This window comes from Brachybacterium atlanticum (assembly GCF_025669985.1).
In the GTDB taxonomy this organism is placed as follows: domain Bacteria; phylum Actinomycetota; class Actinomycetes; order Actinomycetales; family Dermabacteraceae; genus Brachybacterium; species Brachybacterium conglomeratum.
Genome location: NZ_JAKJJW010000022.1, coordinates 16,223 through 38,947, shown reverse-complemented (window position 1 = coordinate 38,947; position 22,725 = coordinate 16,223). Strand labels below are relative to the sequence as shown.

At 71.4% G+C, this 22,725-nt stretch carries 19 protein-coding genes and 6 tRNA genes; 4 read left to right on the top strand and 21 right to left on the bottom strand.

Annotated elements, in window-relative coordinates; genetic code table 11:
* The first annotated feature begins 34 nt into the window (after positions 1–34).
* Positions 35–958: a hypothetical protein gene (locus L3K22_RS11480; protein ID WP_263311484.1), complete on the top strand. Its 924-nt coding sequence runs from the start codon at positions 35–37 to the stop codon at positions 956–958.
* On the opposite strand, the gene L3K22_RS11475 is transcribed toward L3K22_RS11480, so the two are convergent.
* The 21 genes from L3K22_RS11475 to L3K22_RS11375 all read right to left on the bottom strand — a co-directional run bounded on the left by L3K22_RS11475 (position 945) and on the right by L3K22_RS11375 (position 19,809).
* Positions 945–3,362, bottom strand: coding sequence for a RelA/SpoT family protein (locus L3K22_RS11475; protein ID WP_263311483.1), 2,418 nt, complete (start codon positions 3,360–3,362; stop codon positions 945–947). The genes L3K22_RS11480 and L3K22_RS11475 overlap by 14 nt on opposite strands.
* A 91-nt stretch (positions 3,363–3,453) precedes the next feature.
* The gene (locus tag L3K22_RS11470; protein ID WP_263311482.1) at positions 3,454–4,041 is read right to left on the bottom strand and encodes an adenine phosphoribosyltransferase; all 588 of its coding nucleotides are present in this window, start codon (positions 4,039–4,041) and stop codon (positions 3,454–3,456) included.
* A 7-nt stretch (positions 4,042–4,048) separates the two neighbouring features.
* Positions 4,049–5,287, bottom strand: coding sequence for a protein translocase subunit SecF (secF, locus tag L3K22_RS11465; protein WP_263311481.1), 1,239 nt, complete (start codon positions 5,285–5,287; stop codon positions 4,049–4,051).
* Entirely contained in the window at positions 5,284–7,173 is a 1,890-nt protein-coding gene (gene secD, locus L3K22_RS11460; RefSeq protein WP_263311480.1) for a protein translocase subunit SecD, read from the bottom strand. The genes secF and secD overlap by 4 nt, the downstream gene beginning before the upstream one ends.
* A gap of 106 nt (positions 7,174–7,279) precedes the next feature.
* Complete coding sequence (gene yajC / locus L3K22_RS11455) at positions 7,280–7,762, bottom strand: preprotein translocase subunit YajC (RefSeq protein WP_263311479.1); 483 nt, start codon at positions 7,760–7,762, stop codon at positions 7,280–7,282.
* Between the two features lie 80 nt (positions 7,763–7,842).
* Positions 7,843–8,847 (bottom strand): Holliday junction branch migration DNA helicase RuvB, encoded by a 1,005-nt coding sequence (ruvB, locus tag L3K22_RS11450; protein ID WP_263311490.1) that lies wholly within the window; start codon positions 8,845–8,847, stop codon positions 7,843–7,845.
* A 107-nt stretch (positions 8,848–8,954) separates the two neighbouring features.
* Positions 8,955–9,563 carry a Holliday junction branch migration protein RuvA gene (ruvA, locus tag L3K22_RS11445; RefSeq protein ID WP_263311478.1) on the bottom strand — a complete coding sequence of 203 codons (609 nt, stop codon included), beginning with the start codon at positions 9,561–9,563 and terminating at the stop codon, positions 8,955–8,957.
* A 26-nt stretch (positions 9,564–9,589) separates the two neighbouring features.
* Positions 9,590–10,183 carry a crossover junction endodeoxyribonuclease RuvC gene (gene ruvC, locus L3K22_RS11440; RefSeq protein WP_263311477.1) on the bottom strand — a complete coding sequence of 198 codons (594 nt, stop codon included), beginning with the start codon at positions 10,181–10,183 and terminating at the stop codon, positions 9,590–9,592.
* Positions 10,184–10,318: 135 nt separating this feature from the next.
* A complete protein-coding gene (locus tag L3K22_RS11435) occupies positions 10,319–11,077 on the bottom strand; it encodes a YebC/PmpR family DNA-binding transcriptional regulator (protein ID WP_263311476.1) in 759 nt (252 codons plus the stop codon).
* Between the two features lie 177 nt (positions 11,078–11,254).
* Complete coding sequence (locus tag L3K22_RS11430; RefSeq protein WP_263311475.1) at positions 11,255–12,574, bottom strand: PrsW family intramembrane metalloprotease; 1,320 nt, start codon at positions 12,572–12,574, stop codon at positions 11,255–11,257.
* Between the two features lie 95 nt (positions 12,575–12,669).
* Positions 12,670–13,254: an HIT family protein gene (locus tag L3K22_RS11425; RefSeq protein WP_263311474.1), complete on the bottom strand. Its 585-nt coding sequence runs from the start codon at positions 13,252–13,254 to the stop codon at positions 12,670–12,672.
* Positions 13,251–15,251 (bottom strand): threonine--tRNA ligase, encoded by a 2,001-nt coding sequence (gene thrS / locus L3K22_RS11420; RefSeq protein ID WP_263311473.1) that lies wholly within the window; start codon positions 15,249–15,251, stop codon positions 13,251–13,253. The genes L3K22_RS11425 and thrS overlap by 4 nt, the downstream gene beginning before the upstream one ends.
* A gap of 159 nt (positions 15,252–15,410) precedes the next feature.
* Entirely contained in the window at positions 15,411–16,028 is a 618-nt protein-coding gene (locus L3K22_RS11415; protein WP_263311472.1) for an FMN-dependent NADH-azoreductase, read from the bottom strand.
* A gap of 181 nt (positions 16,029–16,209) precedes the next feature.
* A complete protein-coding gene (locus L3K22_RS11410) occupies positions 16,210–17,136 on the bottom strand; it encodes a sensor histidine kinase (protein WP_263311471.1) in 927 nt (308 codons plus the stop codon).
* Complete coding sequence (locus L3K22_RS11405) at positions 17,133–17,849, bottom strand: response regulator transcription factor (RefSeq protein WP_259881516.1); 717 nt, start codon at positions 17,847–17,849, stop codon at positions 17,133–17,135. The genes L3K22_RS11410 and L3K22_RS11405 overlap by 4 nt, the downstream gene beginning before the upstream one ends.
* Positions 17,839–18,369, bottom strand: a complete 531-nt coding sequence (locus L3K22_RS11400) for an OmpA/MotB family protein (RefSeq protein ID WP_259881515.1) — start codon at positions 18,367–18,369, stop codon at positions 17,839–17,841. Before L3K22_RS11400 ends, L3K22_RS11405 begins: the two co-directional genes overlap by 11 nt.
* The gene (locus tag L3K22_RS11395; RefSeq protein ID WP_259881513.1) at positions 18,366–19,082 is read right to left on the bottom strand and encodes a hypothetical protein; all 717 of its coding nucleotides are present in this window, start codon (positions 19,080–19,082) and stop codon (positions 18,366–18,368) included. Before L3K22_RS11395 ends, L3K22_RS11400 begins: the two co-directional genes overlap by 4 nt.
* 321 nt (positions 19,083–19,403) lie before the next feature.
* Positions 19,404–19,475 (bottom strand) — tRNA-Val (locus L3K22_RS11390).
* Between the two features lie 26 nt (positions 19,476–19,501).
* Positions 19,502–19,572, bottom strand: a tRNA-Cys gene (locus L3K22_RS11385).
* Between the two features lie 66 nt (positions 19,573–19,638).
* Positions 19,639–19,711 (bottom strand) — tRNA-Gly (locus L3K22_RS11380).
* Between the two features lie 26 nt (positions 19,712–19,737).
* A tRNA-Val gene (locus L3K22_RS11375) sits at positions 19,738–19,809 on the bottom strand.
* Positions 19,810–20,217: 408 nt separating this feature from the next.
* Here L3K22_RS11375 and L3K22_RS11370 point away from each other — a divergent pair.
* The 3 genes from L3K22_RS11370 to glgX all read left to right on the top strand — a co-directional run bounded on the left by L3K22_RS11370 (position 20,218) and on the right by glgX (position 22,721).
* Positions 20,218–20,293: transfer RNA gene (locus L3K22_RS11370), tRNA-Gly, on the top strand.
* Between the two features lie 26 nt (positions 20,294–20,319).
* Positions 20,320–20,394, top strand: a tRNA-Val gene (locus L3K22_RS11365).
* Positions 20,395–20,555: 161 nt separating this feature from the next.
* Positions 20,556–22,721 (top strand): glycogen debranching protein GlgX, encoded by a 2,166-nt coding sequence (gene glgX, locus L3K22_RS11360; protein ID WP_263311470.1) that lies wholly within the window; start codon positions 20,556–20,558, stop codon positions 22,719–22,721.
* The last annotated feature ends 4 nt before the right edge of the window (positions 22,722–22,725 follow it).

Here is a 22,725-nt window from a genome sequence, read left to right as displayed (position 1 = left end):
TGCCGTGCGGACCGGTGGGGGCCAGGGTCGATGCATGGAGACCCTCGCCGCCGCCGCGCCCGCCCTCACCGCGCCCGCCCCCGGGGTGCCCGTCGACGCCGCGCTCAGCGGCGCCCTGGCGGACCCCGTGCTGCGCGAGCTCCTCGCCGACGCCCCCGCACAGGACGCTCCCCCGCCCTGCGACCGCCCGCCCCCAGCTGTGAGGCTGCGCCCGATCGGGCTGTGCGCGGCCTGGTCCCATCACGCGGCGGATCTCGCCCTCCCCCTCGGCGCCGAGCTGCAGCGCTGGGAGGAGACCCCGACCACCGCCGCGATGGTCGCCCGCGGGGAGATCATCCGACTGCTGCCCGGGGTGTTCCTGCCCCCGGATCTGCTCGGGACCTCGGTGCGCCGTGCCCTGGCGCTCGGCTGCGCCCTCGGGGAGCACCTGCAGTCCCATCACGTGATCGCCGGGATAAGCGCCGCCTGGGTGCATCTGGGCGGTCGGCCGCCGGCACCGCTCGAGCTGCTCTCCCCCGCGCACCGAGGGATCCTCGCCGGCGTGGTCCAGCGCCATGCCCGGCTCGGCCCGGGCGACATCGACACCGTCGGCGGCGCGCCCGTGACCACGCCCCGCCGCACCGCCTCGGACCTGCTGCGCTTCAGCCCCGAGGCGATCGCCCGCCCACTGCTTCGGCGGCTCGAACGGGCGGGCCTGGTGGAGCACGAGGAGCTGCGCGCGCATCTGCACCGGCTGCACCGGCATCCCGGCGTGCAGGAGGCCCGGGAGCGGCTGGATCGGGCGCTCACACCGCTCACAGCGCGGTCGGACACGGCACAGCAGGACGGGACCGGACGGTGCGGGCCGCGACGGGCCCAGGAGCAGCCGCCCACCGTGCGGCCGCTGGCGGGGACGCACCTCCGGGGTCCGCTGATCACAGCACGGTCGGAGCGGACCGGGCCTCTCAGCTCGCCGTGAGCGGTGCGCCGAGGCCGACGGGTCGGCCGTCGGCCGTGACGCGGTAGACGTCGTAGACGCCCTCGACGCGCCTGACCTGGGCGAGCACGGACTGGAGGTGCGCGGGATCGGCCAGCTCGAAGGAGAAGAAGGTCGTCGCGAGCCGGTCCGTGTTCGACTGCGCCGAGGCGGAATGCAGATTGACCTGCTGCTCCGAGATCACCAGCGCCAGATCGGTGAGGAGTCGGGGACGGTCCAGCGCCTCGACCTTGATGTGCACGAGATAGGCGGTGGAGTGCCGCCCGGACCAGCTCGCCTCGACCATGCGATCAGGCTGCTGCTCCTGAAGCTGGATCGCATTGGTGCAGCTGGTGTGGTGCACGGAGATCCCCGAGCCGCGGGTGATGAAGCCGACGATCGGATCGCCCGGCACCGGCGCGCAGCACTTGGCGAGCTTGACCCACAGGTCGGCGTGGCCATCCACGATGACGCCCTGGTCCGTCTCCGCCGTGTGCCGTTCGGCACGGCTGCCCCGCGGGCGGACCTTCGAGGGCAGGGTGATCTCGGCGAGGTCCTCCTCCGCGCCGTCGGCGCCGCCGAAGGAGGCGCGCAGCTTCTCGACGACATGCTGGGCGCCGGTGTGACCCTCGCCGATCGAGGTGTACAGCGCATCGATAGAGCCGAGGTTCAGCTCCGAGGCGATCGTGGCGAGCGTGTCGTGGGTGAGCAAGCGGCGCATGGGCAGGTCCTGCCGACGCAGCGCCTTGGCGAGCTCCTCCTTGCCCCGCTCGAGCGCCTCCTCGCGACGCTCCTTCGAGAACCACTGGCGGATCTTGTTGCGTGCCCGCGGCGACTTCACGAAGCCGAGCCAGTCCCGGCTGGGGCCGGCGTCGGCGGACTTCGAGGTGAAGACCTCCACGACGTCGCCGGTGGCGAGCGCGGACTCCAGGGAGACCAGGCGCCCGTTGACCCGCGCCCCGATCGTGCGGTGCCCCACCTCGGTGTGGACCGAGTAGGCGAAGTCGACCGGGGTCGAGCCCTGCGGCAGGGCGAGCACGTCCCCCTTCGGCGTGAAGACGTACACCTCCTGCGTGTTGATCTCGAACCGCAGCGAGTCCAGGAACTCGCCGGAGTCGGTGGTCTCCTTCTGCCAGTCCATCAGCTGGCGCAGCCAGGCGGCGTCGTTCGTGATCGCCGCGGACTCGCCGCCGCCCTGGCCGCCCGCCATCGCCTTGTACTTCCAGTGCGCGGCGACGCCGTACTCGGCCCGGCGGTGCATCTCGCGGGTGCGGATCTGGACCTCGACCGGCTTGCCGGTCGGGCCGATCACGGTGGTGTGCAGCGACTGGTACAGGTTGAACTTCGGCAGCGCGATGTAGTCCTTGAAGCGTCCCTGCACCGGCGACCAGCGCGCGTGGAGCGTGCCGAGCACCCCGTAGCAGTCGCGAACCGTGTCCACGAGCACTCTCACCCCGACCAGGTCGTAGATGTCGGAGAAGTCGCGGCCCCGCACGATCATCTTCTGGTAGATCGAGTAGTAGTGCTTGGGCCGGCCGGTGACCTCGGCCTTGATCCGCGCCTTCTTCAGATCCTCCTGGATCTGGGAGGAGACGGTGGAGAGGTACTGCTCGCGCGCCGGGGCGTGCTGGGCGACCAGCGAGACGATCTCCTCGTACACCTTGGGGTACAGGACCTGGAAGGAGCGGTCCTCCAGCTCCCACTTCATCGTGTTCAGCCCCAGACGGTGCGCGAGCGGGGCGTAGATCTCGAGGGTCTCCTTCGCCTTGCGCTCCGCCGAGGCGGCCGGCACGTACTTCCAGGTGCGGGCGTTGTGGAGGCGGTCGGCGAGCTTGATCAGCAGCACGCGCACGTCGCGGCTCATCGCCACGATCATCTTGCGCACGGTCTCGGCCTGCGCGGCCTCGCCGTAGGTGACCTTGTCCAGCTTCGTCACGCCGTCGACCATGACGGCGATCACCTCGCCGAACTCGGCGCGCAGCTGGTCCAGGGAGTAGTCGGTGTCCTCGACCGTGTCGTGCAGGAGCGCGGCGGCGACGACATCGGCCGGCGAGCCGAGCTCGGCGAGGATCGTGGCGACCGAGACCGGGTGGGTGATGTACGGGTCGCCGCTGCGGCGGGTCTGGCCGCGGTGGGCGCGCTCGGCGACGGAGTACGCCTGGCGCACCAGCTCCTGGTTCTCCTTCGGGCTCACCGCCGTCATCGTCTCCAGCAGCGGTGCGAGCAGCGGATCCACCGGGGAGGAGCGCGGGGCGAAGAAGGACAGGCGCGAGCGGGAGCGTCGCGGCGCGGTCGAAGGGGTGCGCGGCGAGTCCGGCTGTGCGGGCGAGGTGGCGGGAGGGCGCGCGGCCTGGTCGGCCGGGCCGGTATCGGCCCCGGCCTGCTCTGATGCGGTCCGCTCGTGCATGCACACCTCCCTGCGTGGAAGGCACAGTCTACGCGCGGGTGTCTGGGGTGCGCGCCGCGTCCGCCGGCGGCGGACGGCGACGCCCCGGAGATCAGTCGGGGATGGACCAGACAGTGGTCAGCGGCACGTCCGGCAGCAGGTCGCGGCCGCCGAGGCCCTCGAGCTCGATGAGGAAGGAGGCACCGAGCAGCTCGACGTCGAAGCGTCGGGTGAGCTCGACCGTCGCCGCGGCGGTCCCGCCGGTCGCGAGCAGGTCATCGAGCACGAGGGTCCGCGCGCCGGCCGGGAGCGAGTTCTCGGGGATCTGGATCTCGGCGCTGCCGTACTCGAGGTCGTACTTCAGCCCGGCCGGGCGACCGGGGAGCTTGCCCGCCTTGCGCACCGGGATGAACCCGGCGCCGAGCTCGTAGGCGAGCGGTGCACCGAGCACGAAGCCGCGGGCCTCGGTGCCGACGATGTAGTCGATGCCCTCGGGCAGCAGCGTGGTCCAGTAGCGGATCACGCGTCGCAGCGCGTTCGCGTCGCGCAGCAGCGGGGTGATGTCGCGGAAGAGCACGCCGGGGGTCGGGAAGTCCGGGTACTCGGCGATGTGCGTGCTGCGGAGCGCCTCGATCTCGGCCGCGGCGGGGATCTCCTCCGCGGTGCGGAGCGGGGCAGGGGCGGTCTGCGGGTCGTTCATCGGTTCCTCACCTGCCGGAGCGTCGGCGTCGGGTGGTCCTGCGCGGCTGCTGCCGGGCGGAGCGGGGTGCGGCGTCGCGGCCGACGGTGCCGTCGTCCTCGTCGGCGGGGTCGGCCTCCGGGGGGCGCCCCTCCCCCTCCTCCGCCGCGTCGGCGTCCGCAGGGTCAGCGGCATCAGGGTCCGCGGCGTCGGGGTCAGCGCCGTCGGAGCGGGTCGCGGCGTCCTCCCCGCGGGGGCTCCCGGGAGAGTCCTCGGACGTCGAGCCGGTCTTTCCGCGGCGCGCCCGCTCGAGGGCGACGGTGTGGCGGGCGATCGTGTCCTCGCGCCGGCGGAGGTCCACGAGCAGCCCCGGGGCGAGGAAGATCGAGGAGTAGGTGCCGGCGATGATCCCGATGAACAGGGCGAGGGAGATGTCCTTGAGGGTGCCGGCGCCGAGCAGGAACGCGCCGATGGCGAGGATCGAGCCGATCGGCAGCAGCGCGACGACGGAGGTGTTGATCGACCGCACCAGGGTCTGGTTCGCGGCGAGCTCGACGAGCTCGGCGAAGGTGCGTCGGCGCTGGCCTGTGAGGTCCGCGGTGTTCTCCCGCACCTTGTCGAACACGACGATGGTGTCGTAGAGCGAGTAGCCCATGACGGTGAGGAAGCCGATGACCGTGCCGGGCGTGATCTCGAAGCCGACCACGCCGTACACCGCGGCGGTGAGCAGCATGTCGTGGCCCAGCGCGATCATCGCGGCGAGGGACGCCTTGAGGTCGCGGAAGTAGAGCGCCATCATCGCGGCGACCAGGACCAGGAAGACCACGACGCCGCGGGCCATCTTCTGGGTGACGTCGCCGCTCCACACCGGGCCGATGTAGGAGGTCGAGACCGCGTCGGCGGGCACCCCGTAGGCCGTGGCGAGCTCTCCGGCGAGCTCGGCCGTCTGGACCGAGTCGAGCTGCTCGGTCTGCACGCGCAGGGTGTCGCTGCCGAGCTGGGTGACCTTCGGCTCGTTGTCCGGCAGATGCTCGCGCACGACCTCTCGGGCGGAGGACTGCTCGGTGTCGGAGACCCCGGCGATCTGGAACTCGGAGCCGCCGGTGAACTCGATGCCGAGGTTGGGCCCTCGCATGACCGCGAGGGCGCCCAGCAGCACCACGACGACGATGCTGATCAGGTACCAGATGCGTCGGCGGGAGACGATCGGCAGGATCCGCCTGCCGGCGTGGAGGTCGTTGCCGAAGGTGGCGAAGGTGGTGCTCATCGGCCCTGCTCCTCGGTCTCGTCGGTGTCCTCGTCGGCAGGGGTGCCGTCGTCGGCGGCGCCGTCCGCGGGGACCCCGTCACGGGCCTTGTGCGCCTCGCGCGCCTCCCGGGCCTCACGGGCGCGGCGCACCGCGATCGGCTCGCGCTCGGCCTCCTCCTGCGCGCGGGCGCCGCGGCGACCGCCGCGGCCGCGCTCCTCGCCGAGGCGGACGCGTCCGCGCCCGGCGTAGGCGGGCACGTCGCGGTCCAGCCGCGCCGGGTCCAGGCCGCTCCACGGATGGCCCTTCCCGAAGAAGCGCGTGCGCACGAGCGCCTGCAGCACCGGATGCGTGAAGAGGAAGACGACCAGGAGGTCCAGCAGAGTGGTCAGCCCCAGCACGAAGGCGAAGCCACGCACGCCGCCGGTGGAGAGCAGGTACAGCACCACGGCCGCGATGATGTTGACCGTGTCGGAGGCGAGGATGGTGCGCTTGGCGCGTTCCCAGCCGTGGTCCACGGCCGCGGCGATCCCGCGGCCGTCGCGGATCTCGTCGCGCACGCGCTCGAAGTAGACGATGAACGAGTCCGCGGTGAACGCGACCGCGACGATCAGGCCGACCACGCCCGCGAGGGAGAGGCGGTAGCCGATCTCGGGGATGTTCGAGAGCACCGTGAGGGTGGCGTAGGTGAACATGCCCATGATGAGCAGGCTCGAGGTCGTCACGATCGCGAGCACGCGGTACTGCGCGAAGGCGTAGGCCACCACGAGCGCGAGCCCGATCAGGCCCGCGATAAGGCCCATCTGGAGCTGGTCCGCGCCGAGGGTGGCGGAGATCTGCTGCTCGGAGGCGACCTCGAACTCGAGCGGCAGCGCACCGAATCGCAGCTGGTCCGAGAGCTGGGTCGCCTGCTCCTGGGAGAAGTTGCCGGAGATCGACGCCTCGCCGCCCGGGGACGGCTCCTGCACCTCGGGAGCGGAGATGACCATCCCGTCCAGCACGATGCCGAAGGCGGCGGTGGCGCCCTCGCCGTTGTACAGGGCGCCGGTCATGGTCGAGAAGGACTCCGCGGCGGTCTCGTCGAAGGACATGTTCACGACGTAGTAGCCGGTCGGCTGACCGGTCGGGGTGACGTCCGAGGCGACGGAGGAGCTCTCGATCGAGGAGCCCGCGATGACCTCGGGACCCAGCAGGTACTTCGCGCTCCCGTCCGGGGCGCACGCGACCATCGGCTCATCGGCGGCGGTCTCCGTGGCGCGCTCCTGCTGCGCGGCGGGATCGACGCAGTCCGCGCTCATCAGCTCGGTCTGGACCTCGGGGGTCATCCAGTCCATGCTCCAGGCCGGGTAGGGCAGGTCGCCCTCGCCGGTCCCGGTCGCGGGAGCCATCGAGGAGTCGTCGCTGAGCGGGCCGGAGAAGAGCTGCTGGGAGGGATCGGCGGGGGCCTCGGAGGCCTCCTCGGCGGTCTCGTCGCCACCGGTATCGGAGTCGCCGCCGCCGTCGGAGGCGAGCGCCTCGCCGCTGCCCTCGGGCGCGACCACGCCGAGCACGGGGCGGAAGGACATCGCGGCGGTCTGACGGATCGCGGCGGAGGTCTCCTGGTCCATCTGCCCGGGCACGTCGATCACGATGTTCGTGCCGCCCTGGACGGTGATCTCGGTCTCCGCCACGCCCATCGCGTTGATGCGCTGGCTCATGATCTGCCGCGCCTGCTCCATCGCGGTCTCGTCGATCGCGGAGCCGTCGCGCGACTGCGCCTGGAGGATGACCTGGGTGCCTCCCTCGAGGTCGAGGGCGAGCTTGGGGGCGGGCTGCCAGCCACCCTTCCAGACCCCGGCGCCGATCCCGCCGCCGAGCAGCAGGATCAGCACCGCGAGGGTCGCCAGGGCGATGCGGCGTGCAGGCATGGTGGGGATTCCTCAGGACGACGGGCCAGGGAGCGGAGGGCGGGGCGAGGAGGCCCCGCGGGGTCGTGCGGCGTCGTGCGCGGCCGGGCGCGCGGCGCGGGCCGGGTCAGCGCCCGCGTGCGGAGCCGTCCTCGCGGGGGTCCTCGTCGGCGACGGTGACGCCGGGGACCTGGCCGGCGGCGGAGGTGTCCTGCGCCTCGCGGGAGTCGGCGCCCTCGGGGGTGACGCCCTCGACGGCCTCGCCCTCCAGGGTCTCGCCCTCGAGGGCCTCGCCCTGCTCGTCCTCGACCGGGTCCACGGCCATCGCGATCGCCATGCGTGCCCACTTGGTCTGCGTGCCGTCCTCCGACTCGAGCACCACCACGTCGTCGTACTCCTCGACGATCAGTCCGTAGAAGCCCGAGTGCGTGCGCACCTCGTCGCCCACGCCGAGCTTCTTGACGAGCTCCTGCTGCTTGGCCTGCGCCTTGCGCTGGCTGCGGGAGAGCAGGAACAGGGGCAGCATCATCACGAGGATGATCAGCAGGATGGGAAGGAGGTCCACGGTTTTCCTCTCGACGGACAGCCCCTCGGGATCGTGCTGCTGCACGGGGGAGAGCCTGCCGCGGGCGACTGACCGCCCCACTGTACCCGTCGGTCCGCCGCGGTCCTCCCAGCCGGTGCCCGGGCTCAGAAGCGGCCGAGCATGGGCGAGGCGCCCTCCGCCCCTGCGGGCGGCTCGAGGCCGAGGTGCTCCCAGGCGGCGGGGGCGGCCGCCCGGCCGCGCGGGGTCCGCAGCAGGAATCCCTCGCGCACGAGATACGGCTCGATCATCGTCTCGACCGTCTCGGTCTCCTCCCCCACCGCGACGGCGAGGGTCGACAGGCCCACCGGTCCGCCGGCGAAGCGGCCGCACAGGGCACTGAGCACCGCGCGGTCCAGACGGTCCAGGCCCCGGTCGTCGACCTCGTAGACCCGCAGCGCCTCCTTCGCGGCGCCGAGGTCGAGGTCGCCGCTGCCGCGCACCTGGGCCCAGTCGCGCACGCGGCGCAGGAGACGGTTGGCGATGCGGGGGGTGCCGCGGGAGCGGGATGCGATCTCGATCGCCGCGCGGTCCTCGAGCTCGACCTCGAGCCGCACGGCGGAGCGGCGCACCACCTCGCGCAGCTCCTCGGCGGCGTAGAAGTCGAGGTGGCCGATGAACCCGAAGCGGTCGCGCAACGGCGCCGGGAGGAGACCGGCGCGGGTGGTGGCGCCGACGACGGTGAAGGGCGGCAGGTCCAGCGGGATCGACGTCGCGCCGACGCCCTTGCCGACCACCACGTCGACGCGGAAGTCCTCCATGGCGATGTACAGCATCTCCTCGGCGGGCCGCGCGAGGCGGTGGATCTCGTCGATGAAGAGCACCTCCCCCTCGTCGAGGGAGGAGAGGATCGCGGCGAGATCGCCGGCGTGCTGGATCGCAGGTCCCGAGGTGATGCGCAGCGGGGCGGAGAGCTCGGCGGCGATGATCATGGCGAGGGTCGTCTTGCCCAGGCCCGGCGGTCCCGAGAGCAGCATGTGCTCGGGGGCGCGGCCGCGCGCCGCGGCGGCGTCGAGCACGAGGGAGAGCTGGTCGCGCACCACCTGCTGTCCCACGAACTCCTCCAGCCGACGCGGGCGCAGCGCGGCCTCCGCGGTGCGCTCGGGCGGCATCGACTCGGGGCTCGTCACGGTGTGCGGCGCGTCCTCGGTCGCCTCCCACGAGCCGTCGGCGAAGGACCTGCCGGCCGGCTCCTCCTCGCGGCCCGCCGCCCGCGCGCTCATCGATGTCCTCCGAGACCGCGCAGAGCCGTGCGCAGGAGCGCGGCGGCGTCGACCTGCTCCCCGCCCTCCTCGCGCGCGGCCTCGACGGCGCTGCGCGCCGCCTTCTCCGCCCAGCCGAGCCCGACGAGGGCCTCGACCACGTCGGCGTCGGGGCCGCCGGGGGCCGTACCCGGGGCCGACGCCGCCTCCGGCGAGGCCTCGCTCGGCGCGGGCAGCTTCCCGCCGAGCTCGAGGAGCATCCGGCCGGCGACCTTCGGGCCGATGCCCGGGGTGCGGGTGATGGTCTTCACGTCCTGCTCGGCGACGGCGCGGCGCAGCTCCTCCGGGTCGAGCACCGCCAGCACGGCCAGCGCCGTGCGCGGGCCGATCCCGGTGACGGACTGCACGATGCGGAAGGTCTCGGCCTCCTCCGCCTGGGGGAAGCCGTAGAGGGTCAGGGAGTCCTCGCGGACGACGAGCTCGGTGTGCAGGGTGAGCTCGGCCCCGTGACGGGTCGCGGCGAGGGCCTGCGGCGTGGTGCGCACGAGGTAGCCGATGCCGGCCACCTCGAGCACGAGGGCGTCGAGGTCGAGGCGAACGACCCGCCCGGTCAGGGATGCGATCACGCCACCACCCTAGAACACCTGTTCGATCACTGGCGGGAGGTCGAGCGTTCCCGGGCGCGTCGGGCCCTGCGCTCCGCCTCGGCCCACACGGACTGCGCGCTCGTGCGGGCGCCGCCGGTGCGATCCAGCGCCACGGGGCCGCCGCCCCGCCACAGCTGGGTCAGCGCGATCGCGACGGCATCGGAGGCATCCGCGGGCTGGGGCGCCGCGTCCAGGCCCAGCACCTTCACCAGCACCGACTGGATCTGCTTCTTGTCCGCCCGCCCGCTGCCGGTCACGGCGGCCTTGACCTCCGAGGGGGTGTGCAGCGCGACGGGGATGCCGCGCTCCGCCGCCTCGAGCAGCGCGATACCGGAGACCTGAGCGGTGCCCATCACGGTGGAGATGTTGGACTGGCTGAACACCCGCTCCACGCCGACGGCGTCGGGGGCGAACTCCTCGAGCACGGCGCGCAGCCCGAGGGCGATGCCGAGCAGGCGCCGCTCGAGCGGCTGCTCGGAGTCCGAGCGGATCACGCCCGCGTGGACGAGACGAGCGCGTCGCCCGCCGATCGCGTCGACGATGCCGATCCCGCAGCGGGTCAGCCCGGGGTCGACCCCCAGCACACGCAGGGTCGTCATCTGCGCTCCTCCCCTCCCGGCATCGCCGTCGGCGGTGTCAACGGACCTCTCCCCGGTCCGGGTGGTGCGGCCCGCGTCGGCGGTGCGGCCGAGGGGACGACGCGGCCCAGGCCGCGACCGCGCCGTCCCGCCCGCTCACTCCTGCTCGTCCAGCTGGGCCGCGACGTCGTCGGGGATGTCGAGGTTGGAGTAGACGGCCTGCACGTCGTCGCTGTCCTCGAGCGCGTCGATCAGGCGAAGCGCCTTCTGCGCGCCCTCGAGGTCGACGGGGGTGCGCATGGTAGGCACGAACTGCACCTCGGCGCTCTCGTAGTCGATCCCCGCCTCCTGCAGCGCGGTGCGCACGGCGACCACGTCGGTGGCCTCAGTGAGGATCTCGAAGGTCTCGCCCTCGTCGTTGATCTCCTCGGCGCCGGCGTCCAGCACGACCTCGAGCAGGTCGTCCTCGGTGTTCTCGCCCTTGGCGACGGTGACCACGCCCCGGCGCTCGAAGAGATAGGAGACCGAGCCGGAGTCCGCCATGTTGCCGCCGTTGCGGTTGAAGGCCAGGCGCACCTCGGAGACGGCGCGGTTCTTGTTGTCGGTGAGGCACTCGACCAGCACGGCGACGCCGCCCGGGGCGTAGCCCTCGTACATCAGCGTCTCGTAGTCGACGCCGCCGCCGTCGAGCCCGCCGCCGCGCTTGACGGCGCGGTCGATGTTGTCATTGGGGACGGAGGTCTTCTTCGCCTTCTGGATGGCGTCGTAGAGCGTCGGGTTGCCCGATGGGTCGGGGCCGCCCATGCGTGCGGCCACCTCGATGTTCTTCACCAGCTTGGCGAACAGCTTGCCGCGCTTGGCATCGATGACGGCCTTCTTGTGCTTGGTCGTCGCCCACTTGGAATGCCCGGACATCTCGCTCCTTCCGATGGTCCGCCATGGGGTGGCGGATCGCCGCACCATCCTAGTGGTACGGCGAAGGCGCTCCACGCCGCGCACCGCCGGGCCTCTCCGCCGACCGCGCCGTCGAGTCCCCGCCGATGCGGCTCCGCCGCATCCCGCCGTGTCGTCCGGCCGCGCCCCGCGAGGCGGTCAGCCGCGGACGACGGGGGCGGTCAGCGCACCGATCAGGCGACGATCGGCGGTGATCTGCTCGAGCAGCTCGCGCTCGCGGGCGCGGGTCCTCGCCGTCGGCCGGCCGAACAGGACGCTGTGCCGCTCCATGCCCAGCGAGATCGCGGCGCGGATCAGATCGTGCATGCCCATCCGGGCGACGGCGCCGTGGCGGCCCGCCCAGGTCTCGGCGCGACGGCGTCGACGCATCGAGACCAGCATCTCGACCTCGTCGGGCGAGAACCAGCCCGCCCTGCCGTACTCGGACAGCTGGCGGCGCAGGATCCGCTTCTCCCGCAGGCGCAGGAACAGCACGATGCCCACCAGCAGCAGGAAGATCGGCACCTGCACGGTGACGTAGTAGCGCAGGAACCCGGCCAGCGGCGCCTCCGGGTCCACCGGGAGGAAGAAGCTCGAGCCGTTCCACAGCGCGTGCAGCGCCATCCCGAGCGACAGCCCGCCGAGGCCCAGGCCGAAGTAGAGCATCAGCGAGCGGCGCTCGGCCGCGATGCCGAGGCCGAGGCCGCACAGGGCGGTGAAGGACACGTGGGCGAAGGGCGAGAGGATGCCGCGCAGGAAGAAGGTCTGCCAGAAGACGTCGACCGTCCCGGCGGCCTGCGCCTGATGGAACGAGTTGCCGAAGTAGAGGATGTTCTCGGTGAAGGCGAAGCCGCCCGCGATGAGGGCGGCGTAGACGACGCCGTCGAGCGGACCGGAGATGTACCGGCGCCCCCAGACGAGCAGGGCGAACAGGCCCGCGGACTTCATCGTCTCCTCGATCACCGGTGCCTGCACGGTCGCGCCGAGGAAGGAGTCGATCAGCTCGGTCTCTTCCTGCGGGGAGATCCAGGCGTCGAAGAAGGTCCCGAAGAACAGCGACAGCAGCACGGAGCCGATCGCGCCCCAGGCGAAGGCGGAGACGAGCGAGAGCCGGGGCTGCGGCGTGTACCGGTCCAGCCACCACACCGCGCCGAGCACGAGCGCGACCGGCACGAGCGCCGCGGTGAGGGCGACCAGCGCGGTGCCGATGCCGAGCGGCCTGATCACCACCAGGTACAGCACGACCAGGGAGGCGAGTATGCCCAGCAGCGAGGCGACCAGCAGCACCCAGCGCAGCCAGCGTCGGCGGGGTCGGGCGGCGGCAGGGGCACCCGGGCCGAGCCGGCCGGGGGCGCGGGGATCGGTGCGGGCGATGTCGTAGCCGTACCCGGGGTCGGGACCGGCCGGGGCGGCGGCACCGGGGCCGACGGCCCGCGGCGGGCCGGGCTGGCGCGCGGGCGCGCCGGTCGAGCTGGTCACAGCGTGGCCCTGCCTCTCCCCCGGTGCTCGGTCGCGGTCGGTCGGCTCCCGCCGTCCGCCCGGCGCTCCCCCCGGATGCGCTCGGCCATGCTAGCTCAGGCCCCGCCGCCGCCGGGCCACGCCTCGGCGTAGAGCCGACGGGTGTCCGCGAGCAGGATCGGGAGGGCCTTGGTGCGGCCGACGATGGGCAGGAAGTTCGCGTCCCCCGCCCAGCGCGGCACCACGTGCTGGTGCAGGTGGGCGGCGATCCCGGCGCCCGCGACCTCGCCCTGGTTCATGCCCAGGTTGAAGCCCGCGGGGCCGGAGACCTCGCGGATCACGGTCATCGCGGTGCGGGTGATCTCGGCGACCTCCGCCACCTCCTCCTCGGTCAGCTCCGTGTAGTCCGAGACGTGCCGGTACGGGCACACCAGCAGATGGCCGGAGTTGTAGGGGTAGAGGTTCAGGATCGCGTAGGCGACGCGGCCGCGGTGGACGATGAGCGAGTCCTCGTCGCTGCGGCGCGGCCCCGCGCAGAAGGGGCACTGCTCGTCGTCGTGCGGGTCCTCGGGCTTGTTCTCGCCGCCGATATACGCCATCCGGTGCGGGGTCCACAGCCGCTGGGTGTCGTCGGGGACGCCCGCGAAGTCGCGGGCGTCCTCGAGCGAGGGCTCCCCGCCGCGCTGGTCGGCCGGGCTCACACCTGCACCTTGTCGGCGATCGCGGTGACGATCCGCTCCACGGCCTCGTCGACGTCGATGCCGTTGTCCTGGCTGCCGTCGCGCAGGCGGAAGGAGACCGCGCCCTTCTCCTGGTCCTCGCCGCCGGCGATGAGCAGGTAGGGCACCTTCTCCTTGGTGTGGGTGCGGATCTTCTTCTGCATCCGGTCGTCGGAGGCATCCACCTGGACCCGCACGCCGTGGGTGCGCAGCTTCGCAGCGATCTCCTCGAGGTAGGGCACGTACTCCGCGGCGACCGGGATGCCGACCACCTGGACCGGCGCGAGCCAGACCGGGAACGCTCCCGCATAGTGCTCCACCAGCACGCCGAAGAACCGCTCGATCGAGCCGAACAGGGCGCGGTGGATCATCACCGGGCGCTGGCGGGAGCCGTCGGGGGCGGTGTACTCCAGCTCGAAGCGCTCGGGCAGGTTGAAGTCCAGCTGGATGGTGGACATCTGCCAGGTGCGGCCGATGGCGTCCTTGGCCTGCACGGAGATCTTGGGGCCGTAGAAGGCGGCACCGCCCGGGTCGGGGACCAGGTCCAGCCCGGAGGCGGTGGCCACCTCCTCCAGGGTGCGGGTGGCCTCCTCCCAGGTGGCGTCGTCGCCCACGAACTTCTCGGGGCTCTTGGTGGACAGCTCGAGGTAGAAGTCGTCCAGCCCGTAGTCCTTCAGCAGGTCCAGCACGAAGGTGAGCAGCGTGGTGAGCTCATCGCGCATCTGCTCGCGGGTGCAGTAGATGTGGGCGTCGTCCTGGGTGAAACCGCGGGCACGGGTGAGGCCGTGCACCACACCGGACTTCTCGTGGCGGTAGACGGTGCCGAACTCGAACAACCGCAGCGGCAGCTCCCGGTAGGAGCGGCCCCGGGAGCGGAAGATCAGGTTGTGCATGGGGCAGTTCATGGGCTTGAGGTAGTAGTCCTGGCCCTGCTTGGTGATGTTGCCCTCGGCGTCGCGCTCCTCGTCCATGTGCATGGCGGGGTACATGCCCTCGGCGTACCAGTCCAGGTGCCCGGAGGTCTGGAACAGCTGCCCCTTGGTGATGTGGGGGGTGTTCACGAAGGAGTACCCGGCCTCGACGTGGCGGCGGCGCGAGTAGTCCTCCATCTCCATGCGCACCATGGCGCCCTTGGGGTGGAACACCGGCAGCCCCGAGCCGATCTCGTCGGGGAAGGAGAACAGGTCCAGCTCGCTGCCCAGGCGGCGGTGGTCCCGGCGCTCGGCCTCGGCGATCCGCTCCTGGTAGGCGCGCAGCTCCTCCTTGGAGGGCCAGGCGGTGCCGTAGATGCGCTGCAGCATCGGGTTCTTCTCGCTGCCGCGCCAGTAGGCGGCCGCCGAGCGGGTGAGGGCGAACCCGTTGCCGATCAGCTTGGTGGTGGGCAGGTGCGGGCCGCGGCACAGGTCCGTCCAGACCACCTCACCGCGGCGGTTCACGTTGTCGTACATGGTCAGCCCGCCCTCGCCCACCTCGACGGCGGCGCCCTCGGCGGCCTCCCCGGCGTTGGACTTCAGGCCGATCAGCTCGAGCTTGTACGGCTCGTCGACCTCCTCCGAGCGGGCGTCGTCGTCGGAGATGTCGCGGCGCACGAAGCGCTGGCCCTCCTTGACGATCCGGTTCATCTCCTTCTCCAGGGCCTTGAGGGATTCCGGGGTGAAGGGCTCGGCGACATCGAAGTCGTAGTAGAAGCCGTCGGTGATGGGCGGGCCGATGCCCAGTTTGGCGTCGGGGTTCACCTTCTGCACGGCCTGGGCGAGCACGTGGGCGGCGCTGTGGCGCAGGATCGACAGGCCGTCCTGGCTGGAGATGTCCACGGCCTCGACCACCTGGCCTGCGGCCAGCGGGGTGTAGAGGTCACGCAGCTCTCCGTCGATGCGCAGGGCGATGACCTCGCCGCGCCCCTCGAAGAGCTCGGTGCCGGTGGTGCCCTCCTCGACCTGCTGGGGACTGCCGTCGAGGGTGATGTCGAACTGGGCCACGGTGATGCTCCTTGCATTGAGGGGTCGCGATCCGGCCTACGGTGCCGGCTCCACGAGCCATCGTAGACGGGCGCGAGAGTGCCCCGCACCGGCCGTGCGCACTCGCTTCCCGCCGGCCACCGCCACCCTGAGCCACCCGCCCCGCACCGGGCTGGCGGCTCAGAGCCCGCGCGCCAGCTCCCGCACCCTGTCGTGAGCCTCCTCCAGGATCTTCTCGGCACGGTCGGGCTCATGGTCCATGCCCTCCGCGGCCACCGTGTGCACCTCGCACCCCAGGAACGAGAACATTCCCCTGATGTAGAGGCAGGCCGGGTCCTGCTGGTCGAAATGGCCGCCACTGGCCTGCAGGTGGACCACCGTCTTGCCCTTGACCAGGCCTTCCGCGGCGCCGTCCTCCGTGTACCGGAAGGTGACCCCGGCCCGGCTGATGGTGTCGATCCAGGCCTTCAGGCGGGTGGGCACGGACAGGTTCCACAGGGGGTTGGCGATCACCACCAGATCGGCCGCCTGGAACTGCTTGGTGTACTGGTCGAACAGGGCGAGCTTGTTCTGCTGGGGCCCGGTCAGGTGGGAGAAGTGCTCACCGTCTGCCAGGCGCTCCCAGCCGGTCATCATGTCCAGGTCGATCTCGGGCACGGCGGTCTCGTACAGGCGCACGTCGTCGACGGAAGCGTCGGGGTGCGAGGACCGCAGCTCCTCGAGGAACACGTCGGCCATGGCCATGGACCGGGACTTGCTGGAGTCGAGGGGGTGGGCACGGATGACGAGTACACGCATGGGTGGGCTCCTTGTGGGGTGTCGTAGGCATCAGCGGCCGGGGGCCTGATGCGAGATGCGTCACTTCCGACCCTAGCAACGGGGACGAGCCCTGGTGGCTCGTGGCGTGGGCTGTTCTCGGTGTGGCCATGGGCACCGTCGCGATGCTCCGACGGGCCGTGGACGGCGGATGACCGGTCTCTCAGCCGCCCGCCGTCGGTCCATCGGCGGGCAGGCTCAGGGTGAGCGTGGATCCCTCCCCGTGCCAGGAGTCCAGGCGCGCCGTCCCGCCGTGGCGCTCGACGATGGCGCGGACCATCGGCAGGCCCAGGCCGGAGCCCTCGACGGAGCGAGCCTCCTGGGCCCGCCCCAGCTCCTCCCACACCAGGTCCAGCTCCTCGGGCGCGATGCCGCGTCCGGTGTCGGCGATCTCCAGCACCACCACGTCCTCGGCGGCGCGGCCCCGCACCTCGATCGCGTCCCCCGGGGCGGAGTACTTCACGGCGTTGGTCAGCACGTTCACCAGTGCCAGGAAAAGCAGGTCCTCATCCCCCACGATCGGCGGGAGCGGACGCGGAGCGGTGGGCAGCGAGACGGCGATGCGCCGTTCGCCGGCGCCGGGAGCCTCGGTGATGGTGGCGACGGCCTCCTCGACGAGGGCTGCCGGATCGATGGTGGTGAGCTCGAGCGCGGTGTGCTCCACCTCGCCGATCTTGCGCAGATCCCCGAGGAGACTGGTCAGGCGCTGTGACTGGGCGTCGATGCTGGCGCGCTGCCGCTCCGAGGGCTCGTCGGCGAGCGCGGCACGGATCCCCTGGATGGGGTTCTTGATCTCGTGGTCCAGTCGCGCGAGCAGTCGGCGCCTGCTGGCCGTCTGCTCCTGGACGGTGCGGCGGCGCACCTGCTCGACGTGACGGCGCATCGCGATCAGGGTCACCAGCGCCGGCAGCAGCAGGGCACTGATCAGCAGGCCCACGGCGAACGGCAGCCATGGCAGGGACACCGTCATGTAGAACGTCCCGTCACCACCGGCGGCCCACCAGATCACCGAGAGCGCCAGGCCCAGCACGGCGGGGACGATCACCGCGCCGGCCAGGATCCTCAGATCCTCCTGCGTCCTCGCACTCATCCGCGCTCCACCGGATGCACGAAGCGGTAGCCGAGCCCCGGCACGGTCTCCACGTACGAGGCGGCCGCGGCGTCCTCGCCGAGGACCCGGCGGATCTCCGCCACCCGGTGGTCCACGGCACGGCTGGTGACGATGGCGTCGAACCCCCACACCGTCTGCAGCAGGCGCTCGCGGCCGAACACCTCGTCCGGATGGGACATGAGGAACTCCAGCAGGGCGAACGCCCGGGGGGTGAGCTGCTTCTCGACATCGCCGAGGAACACCCGCCGCGCCGGGCGGTCGATCCGCAGCGCCCCGGCCCTCAGCGCCTGGGCGGCGCTGAGGGGGACGGAGCCCCGGCTGCTGCGGCGCAGCACGGCCCTGATCCGAGCCAGCAGCTCCTGCGGGTCGAAAGGCTTGTTGAGGTAGTCGTCTGCCCCTTCGTCCAGGGCTGCGGCACGCTCGAAGCTCTCCCCCACCTGGGTGAGCAGGATGACCGGCAGCCAGTCGTGTCCCGCCCGGATGCGACGCAGGGCCTCCCGGCCGTCCATCACCGGCATCATCACGTCCAGGATCACCAGGTCCGGGGCGCTCTCCTCGATGCTGCGCAGGGCCTCGGCGCCGTCGGCCGCCGCGTGGACGTCGAGGCCGCTGCGCTCGAGCACCCCGGTGAGGTGCTCACGGATCGTGGCGTCGTCGTCCACCAGCAGGACCCGCGGGCGCTCACCCGTCATAGCGGATCTCGACGCGGCGGTTCTCGGCGCGCCCCTCAGGGTTGTCCTCGCCGCCGGAGCTGTTCGGGGCCACGGGGTCACTGTCGCCGTGGCCGGTGACGGTGAGCTCCAGATCGGGGCGGGCGGCGGCGATCGCGTCCGCGACGGACTGGGCGCGTTCCGTCGAGAGGACGTCGTTGCCGCGGTGGTAGGGGACGTCGTCGGTGTGGCCGTCCACGGAGACCGTCCCTCCCTGCGGCGCCTCGGCCACCAGCTCGCCGATCTTCGTGACGGCGGCGTCGGAGAGCTCGGTGGAGCCGAAGTCGAACAGGATGTCCGATTCCAGGGTGATGGTGGTGGTCTCGCCCTCGGTCACCTCATCGCCGAGCGGGGTGATGTTGCGATCCAGCGCGGTGATGTTCGGATCCAGGGGTTCGATGTCGTCGGCCAGAGCGGCACCGGCACCGATGAGCAGCGCGGCGGTCAGCACAGCCGTTCCGATGCTCCGAGGGATCGTGTGGCGGGCGGTCGAGCAGATCATCGGATCTCCACCCCCGTGGCCATCGGGGCACCATCCACCATCATCACGTCCATGGCGGTCACGTCCGCCGGCGGGGCGGCGAAGGAGGCGTAGGCGTAGAACGTCTGGCCAGGCTTGAAGCGCGTGCCCTGGTAGTCGGTCTGCCCCGTCGTGGATCCACCCAGCACGCCGTGCTTGTTGAGGTTCACGGTGTCGATCGCGTAGGGCTGCCAGCCCGTGTTCCCCAGGTAGTGGTAGAGCTGGCGCTGCTCGTCGGAACCGTCCTCGCTGTTCACGGTGAAGGCGAAGGTCGCCACCACCGTCTCGCCCTGCTTCTCCAGGCCGAACAGCTGGACGGTCATAGTCGCCTCCGGGTCGCCCTCGACACTGGCGGGGATCTCGGCCGTGGCGACGGGGTCGCCCAGGTCGGTGAGGTCCACGCCGGCTGCGGCAGCGCTCTCGTCCGCCACGTCGTCCTCACTGCCGGTATCGGAGCTTCCGGATCCGCCGCTGCCCGCCTCTCCCCCGCCGTCGGAGGCCCGCGGGGCCTCCTCGCTGGTGCCGGATCCGTCGCCCGCGGGTGCCTCGCCCTGCTCGGCGGTGGTGCCGGAGCCGGTGGGCTCCTCGTCCTCGCCGCCGATGCCGAACTGGCAGCCGGTGGCCAGGGCCGTGATCAGTGCGGCGGCGGCGAGGCCCCGGACGATGCGGCTGCTGGTGCGTGCTGTGGCGTTCATGCTGCGCCTCCTCGGGCGGTGGTGGACGACCCCCTGCCGTCCGCTTGCTCTCGACGCTATCGACGCGATGTGGCGGCGTTGTCGCACCTCGGTCGCGGTATCGCGATCCTATGTCGCCATCTTGCGACAGACCGGTAACGGGGGCGATCACGCGGCGGTGTCGCGCCGGAGGCCACGGGACAGGTGGGGCCCAGGAGCCGTGGGAGAACACGGGGCCGTGAGAACCCGAACCCGTGGGAAACCATCGAGCAGTCGACCCGAACGCCGCCCCTTCCCGGAATGCAGAACAGCCCCGGCCGGAGCCGGGGCTGTTCTCGTGGGTGGGCGATACTGGGATCGAACCAGTGACCTCTTCCGTGTCAGGGAAGCGCGCTACCGCTGCGCCAATCGCCCGGGACGGCACCGGCAGGTGCCGTTCGAGGTGGGTACGGGATTCGAACCCGTGTACACGGCTTTGCAGGCCGTTGCCTCGCCTCTCGGCCAACCCACCGGGTGATGCTCTCGCATCATACGGAACAGCGCTCCCGACGCGAGGTCGGGAGCGCCATCCCCCCGGAGCGGACGACCGGATTCGAACCGGCGACCCTCACCTTGGCAAGGTGATGCTCTACCAACTGAGCTACGTCCGCAGGACAGGGATCCGAGGATCCTGCCGTGGGCGATACTGGGATCGAACCAGTGACCTCTTCCGTGTGAAGGAAGCGCGCTACCGCTGCGCCAATCGCCCTGAGGTGATGCCCGTTCTCTCGATCGGACTTGAAGAAGCTTACATGCTCCCGACGGATGCTCGCGCCACTTCTGGATGTGACCTGCGTCCCGGTCCATCGGAGCGGCGTCGGACCCGACGAGCCGACCCTCCGGTCCCGCCGGCACCCGGGCCCCATCGCCCTCCCCGATCCGACCGCTCGGGCGCCGTCGATCCGACCGCACGGGCGCGCCGCGCCCGTGCGGCGCGAGGACGGAGCCCGAGCACCTCTGGTGCTCCTCGCGCTCCGCAGCCCCGGCCGGCCGGCCGGCACGAGCCCTCGGTGCACCCCGGCCCTGCCGCCCGTGACCTCGGACACTGAAGACCGTCCGGGTTTGCACAGGGGGTCGAAGCGCGCCTAAGGTGACTCCTCGTCGGCCCAGCCGATGTGCGGACGTAGCTCAGTTGGTAGAGCATCACCTTGCCAAGGTGAGGGTCGCCGGTTCGAATCCGGTCGTCCGCTCCATCCCTCCCCCGCGCCTCCGGCGCGACGGGCGATTGGCGCAGCGGTAGCGCGCTTCCCTGACACGGAAGAGGTCACTGGTTCGATCCCAGTATCGCCCACCATGCAAGGCCCCGGCTCCGGCCGGGGCCTTTCTCGTCCCCGCCCCGGCGTGGACGAGCCCGCCGACCCCGCCGGGGCCCGACCGAGCTCGCGGAATAATCACGATCGGGCCCGCCTCGCCGCGCCCCGTTCCCCGCTCGCCCGCGCCCAGTACTGTGGGGCCATGCAGATCTGGACAGGTAAGTCGTATCCCCTCGGCGCCACGTTCGACGGCTCGGGAACCAACTTCGCGCTCTTCTCCGAGGCGGCCGAGCGGGTGGAGCTGTGCCTGTTCGACGAGGACGGCGCCGAACGGCGCATCGAGGTCACCGAGGTCGACGCCCACGTGTGGCACGTCTACCTCCCCGCGGTCCAGCCCGGCCAGCGCTACGGCTACCGCGTGCACGGCCCCTTCGACCCCGCCGCGGGCCTGCGCTGCGACCCCTCGAAGCTGCTGCTGGACCCGTACGCGAAGGCGATCGCCGGGATGGCCAGCAACCATCCCTCGCTGTACAGCTACGACTTCGAGGACCCCGAGAAGCGCAACACCGAGGACTCCGCCGCCCACACCATGCACTCGGTCGTGGTCTCCCCCTTCTTCGACTGGGGCAACGATCATCCGCCGGCGCACGAATACCACGACACCGTGATCTACGAAGCGCACGTCAAGGGCCTGACGATGCTGCACCCGGAGATCGACGACAGCATCCGCGGCACCTACGTCGCAATGGGCCATCCCGCCGTGATCGAGCACCTCAAGGAGCTTGGCGTCACCGCGGTCGAGCTGATGCCGGTCCACCAGTTCGTGCAGGACGGCCATCTCGTCGAGAAGGGGCTGCGCAACTACTGGGGCTACAACACGATCGGGTTCTTCGCCCCGCACAACGAGTACGCCTATGCGGGCGATCTGGGACAGCAGGTCCAGGAGTTCAAGCAGATGGTCAAGAACCTCCACGAGGCGGGCATCGAGGTCATCCTCGACGTGGTCTACAACCACACCGCCGAGGGGAACCACCTGGGCCCCACCCTGTGCTTCCGCGGCATCGACAACAGCGCCTACTACCGCCTGGTCGAGGGCGACGAGGCGCACTACTACGACACCACCGGCACCGGGAACTCGCTGCTGATGCGCACCCCGCACGTGCTGCAGCTGATCATGGACTCGCTGCGCTACTGGGTCACCGAGATGCACGTGGACGGCTTCCGCTTCGACCTCGCCTCGACCCTCGCGCGCGAGCTGCACGAGGTGGACCGGCTCTCCGCCTTCTTCGACATCATCCAGCAGGACCCGATCATCTCCCAGGTCAAGCTCATCGCCGAGCCGTGGGACCTGGGCGAGGGCGGCTACCAGGTGGGCGGCTTCCCGCCGCTGTGGTCGGAGTGGAACGGCCGCTATCGCGACTCGGTGCGGGACTTCCACCGCTCGGAGCCGGGCACCGTCGGCGACTTCACCTCGCGCCTCGCCGGCAGCTCCGACCTCTACCAGCACACCGGCCGCACACCTATCGCGTCGATCAACTTCGTCACCGCCCACGACGGGTTCACGATGCGGGACCTCGTCTCCTACAACGAGCGGCACAACGAGGCCAATCAGGAGGGCGGCGGCGACGGCGAGAGCCACAACCGCTCCTGGAACTCGGGCATCGAGGGCGACACCGACGACGAGGCCGTGCTCGAACTGCGCAAGCGCCGCGCCAAGAACCTCATGGCCACGCTGCTGGTCAGCCAGGGCGTGCCGATGATCCTGCACGGCGACGAGATGGGACGCACCCAGCAGGGCAACAACAACACCTACTGCCAGGACAACGAGCTGTCGTGGGTGCATTGGGACCTCGACGAGCACCAGGAGGAGATGCTCTGGTTCACCCAGCGCATGATCGCCCTGCGCCGCGAGCACCCGATCTTCCGCCGACGCCGCTTCCTGCAGGGCGTGGTGCGCGAGGACGCCGGCTCCGTGCTCAAGGACGTGGAATGGCTGGGCACCGACGGGCAGCCGATGACCGAGGAGGAGTGGAACGATCCTCAGAACAAGTGCCTGACCATGTTCCTCAACGGCTCCGCGATCCCCGAGCCCAACTCCCGCGGCGAACGGATCGAGGGCGACTCGGCGCTGGTGGTGTTCAACGCCTCCGGCAACGACGTCGACGTCGTGCTGCCCGGCGAGGAGTACGGCACCGAGTGGGAGGTCGTGCTCGGCACGGGCGACACCATCGACGTCGGTTCCGTCTTCGACCCCGGCCAGCAGGTCGTCCGCCCCGGCCATTCGATGCTGATCCTCATGCGTCCCCCGGAGACGGGCGAGGACGAGGAGCGCACCGCCGACGACCTCGAGCGCACGGTCCGCGCCTGACCCC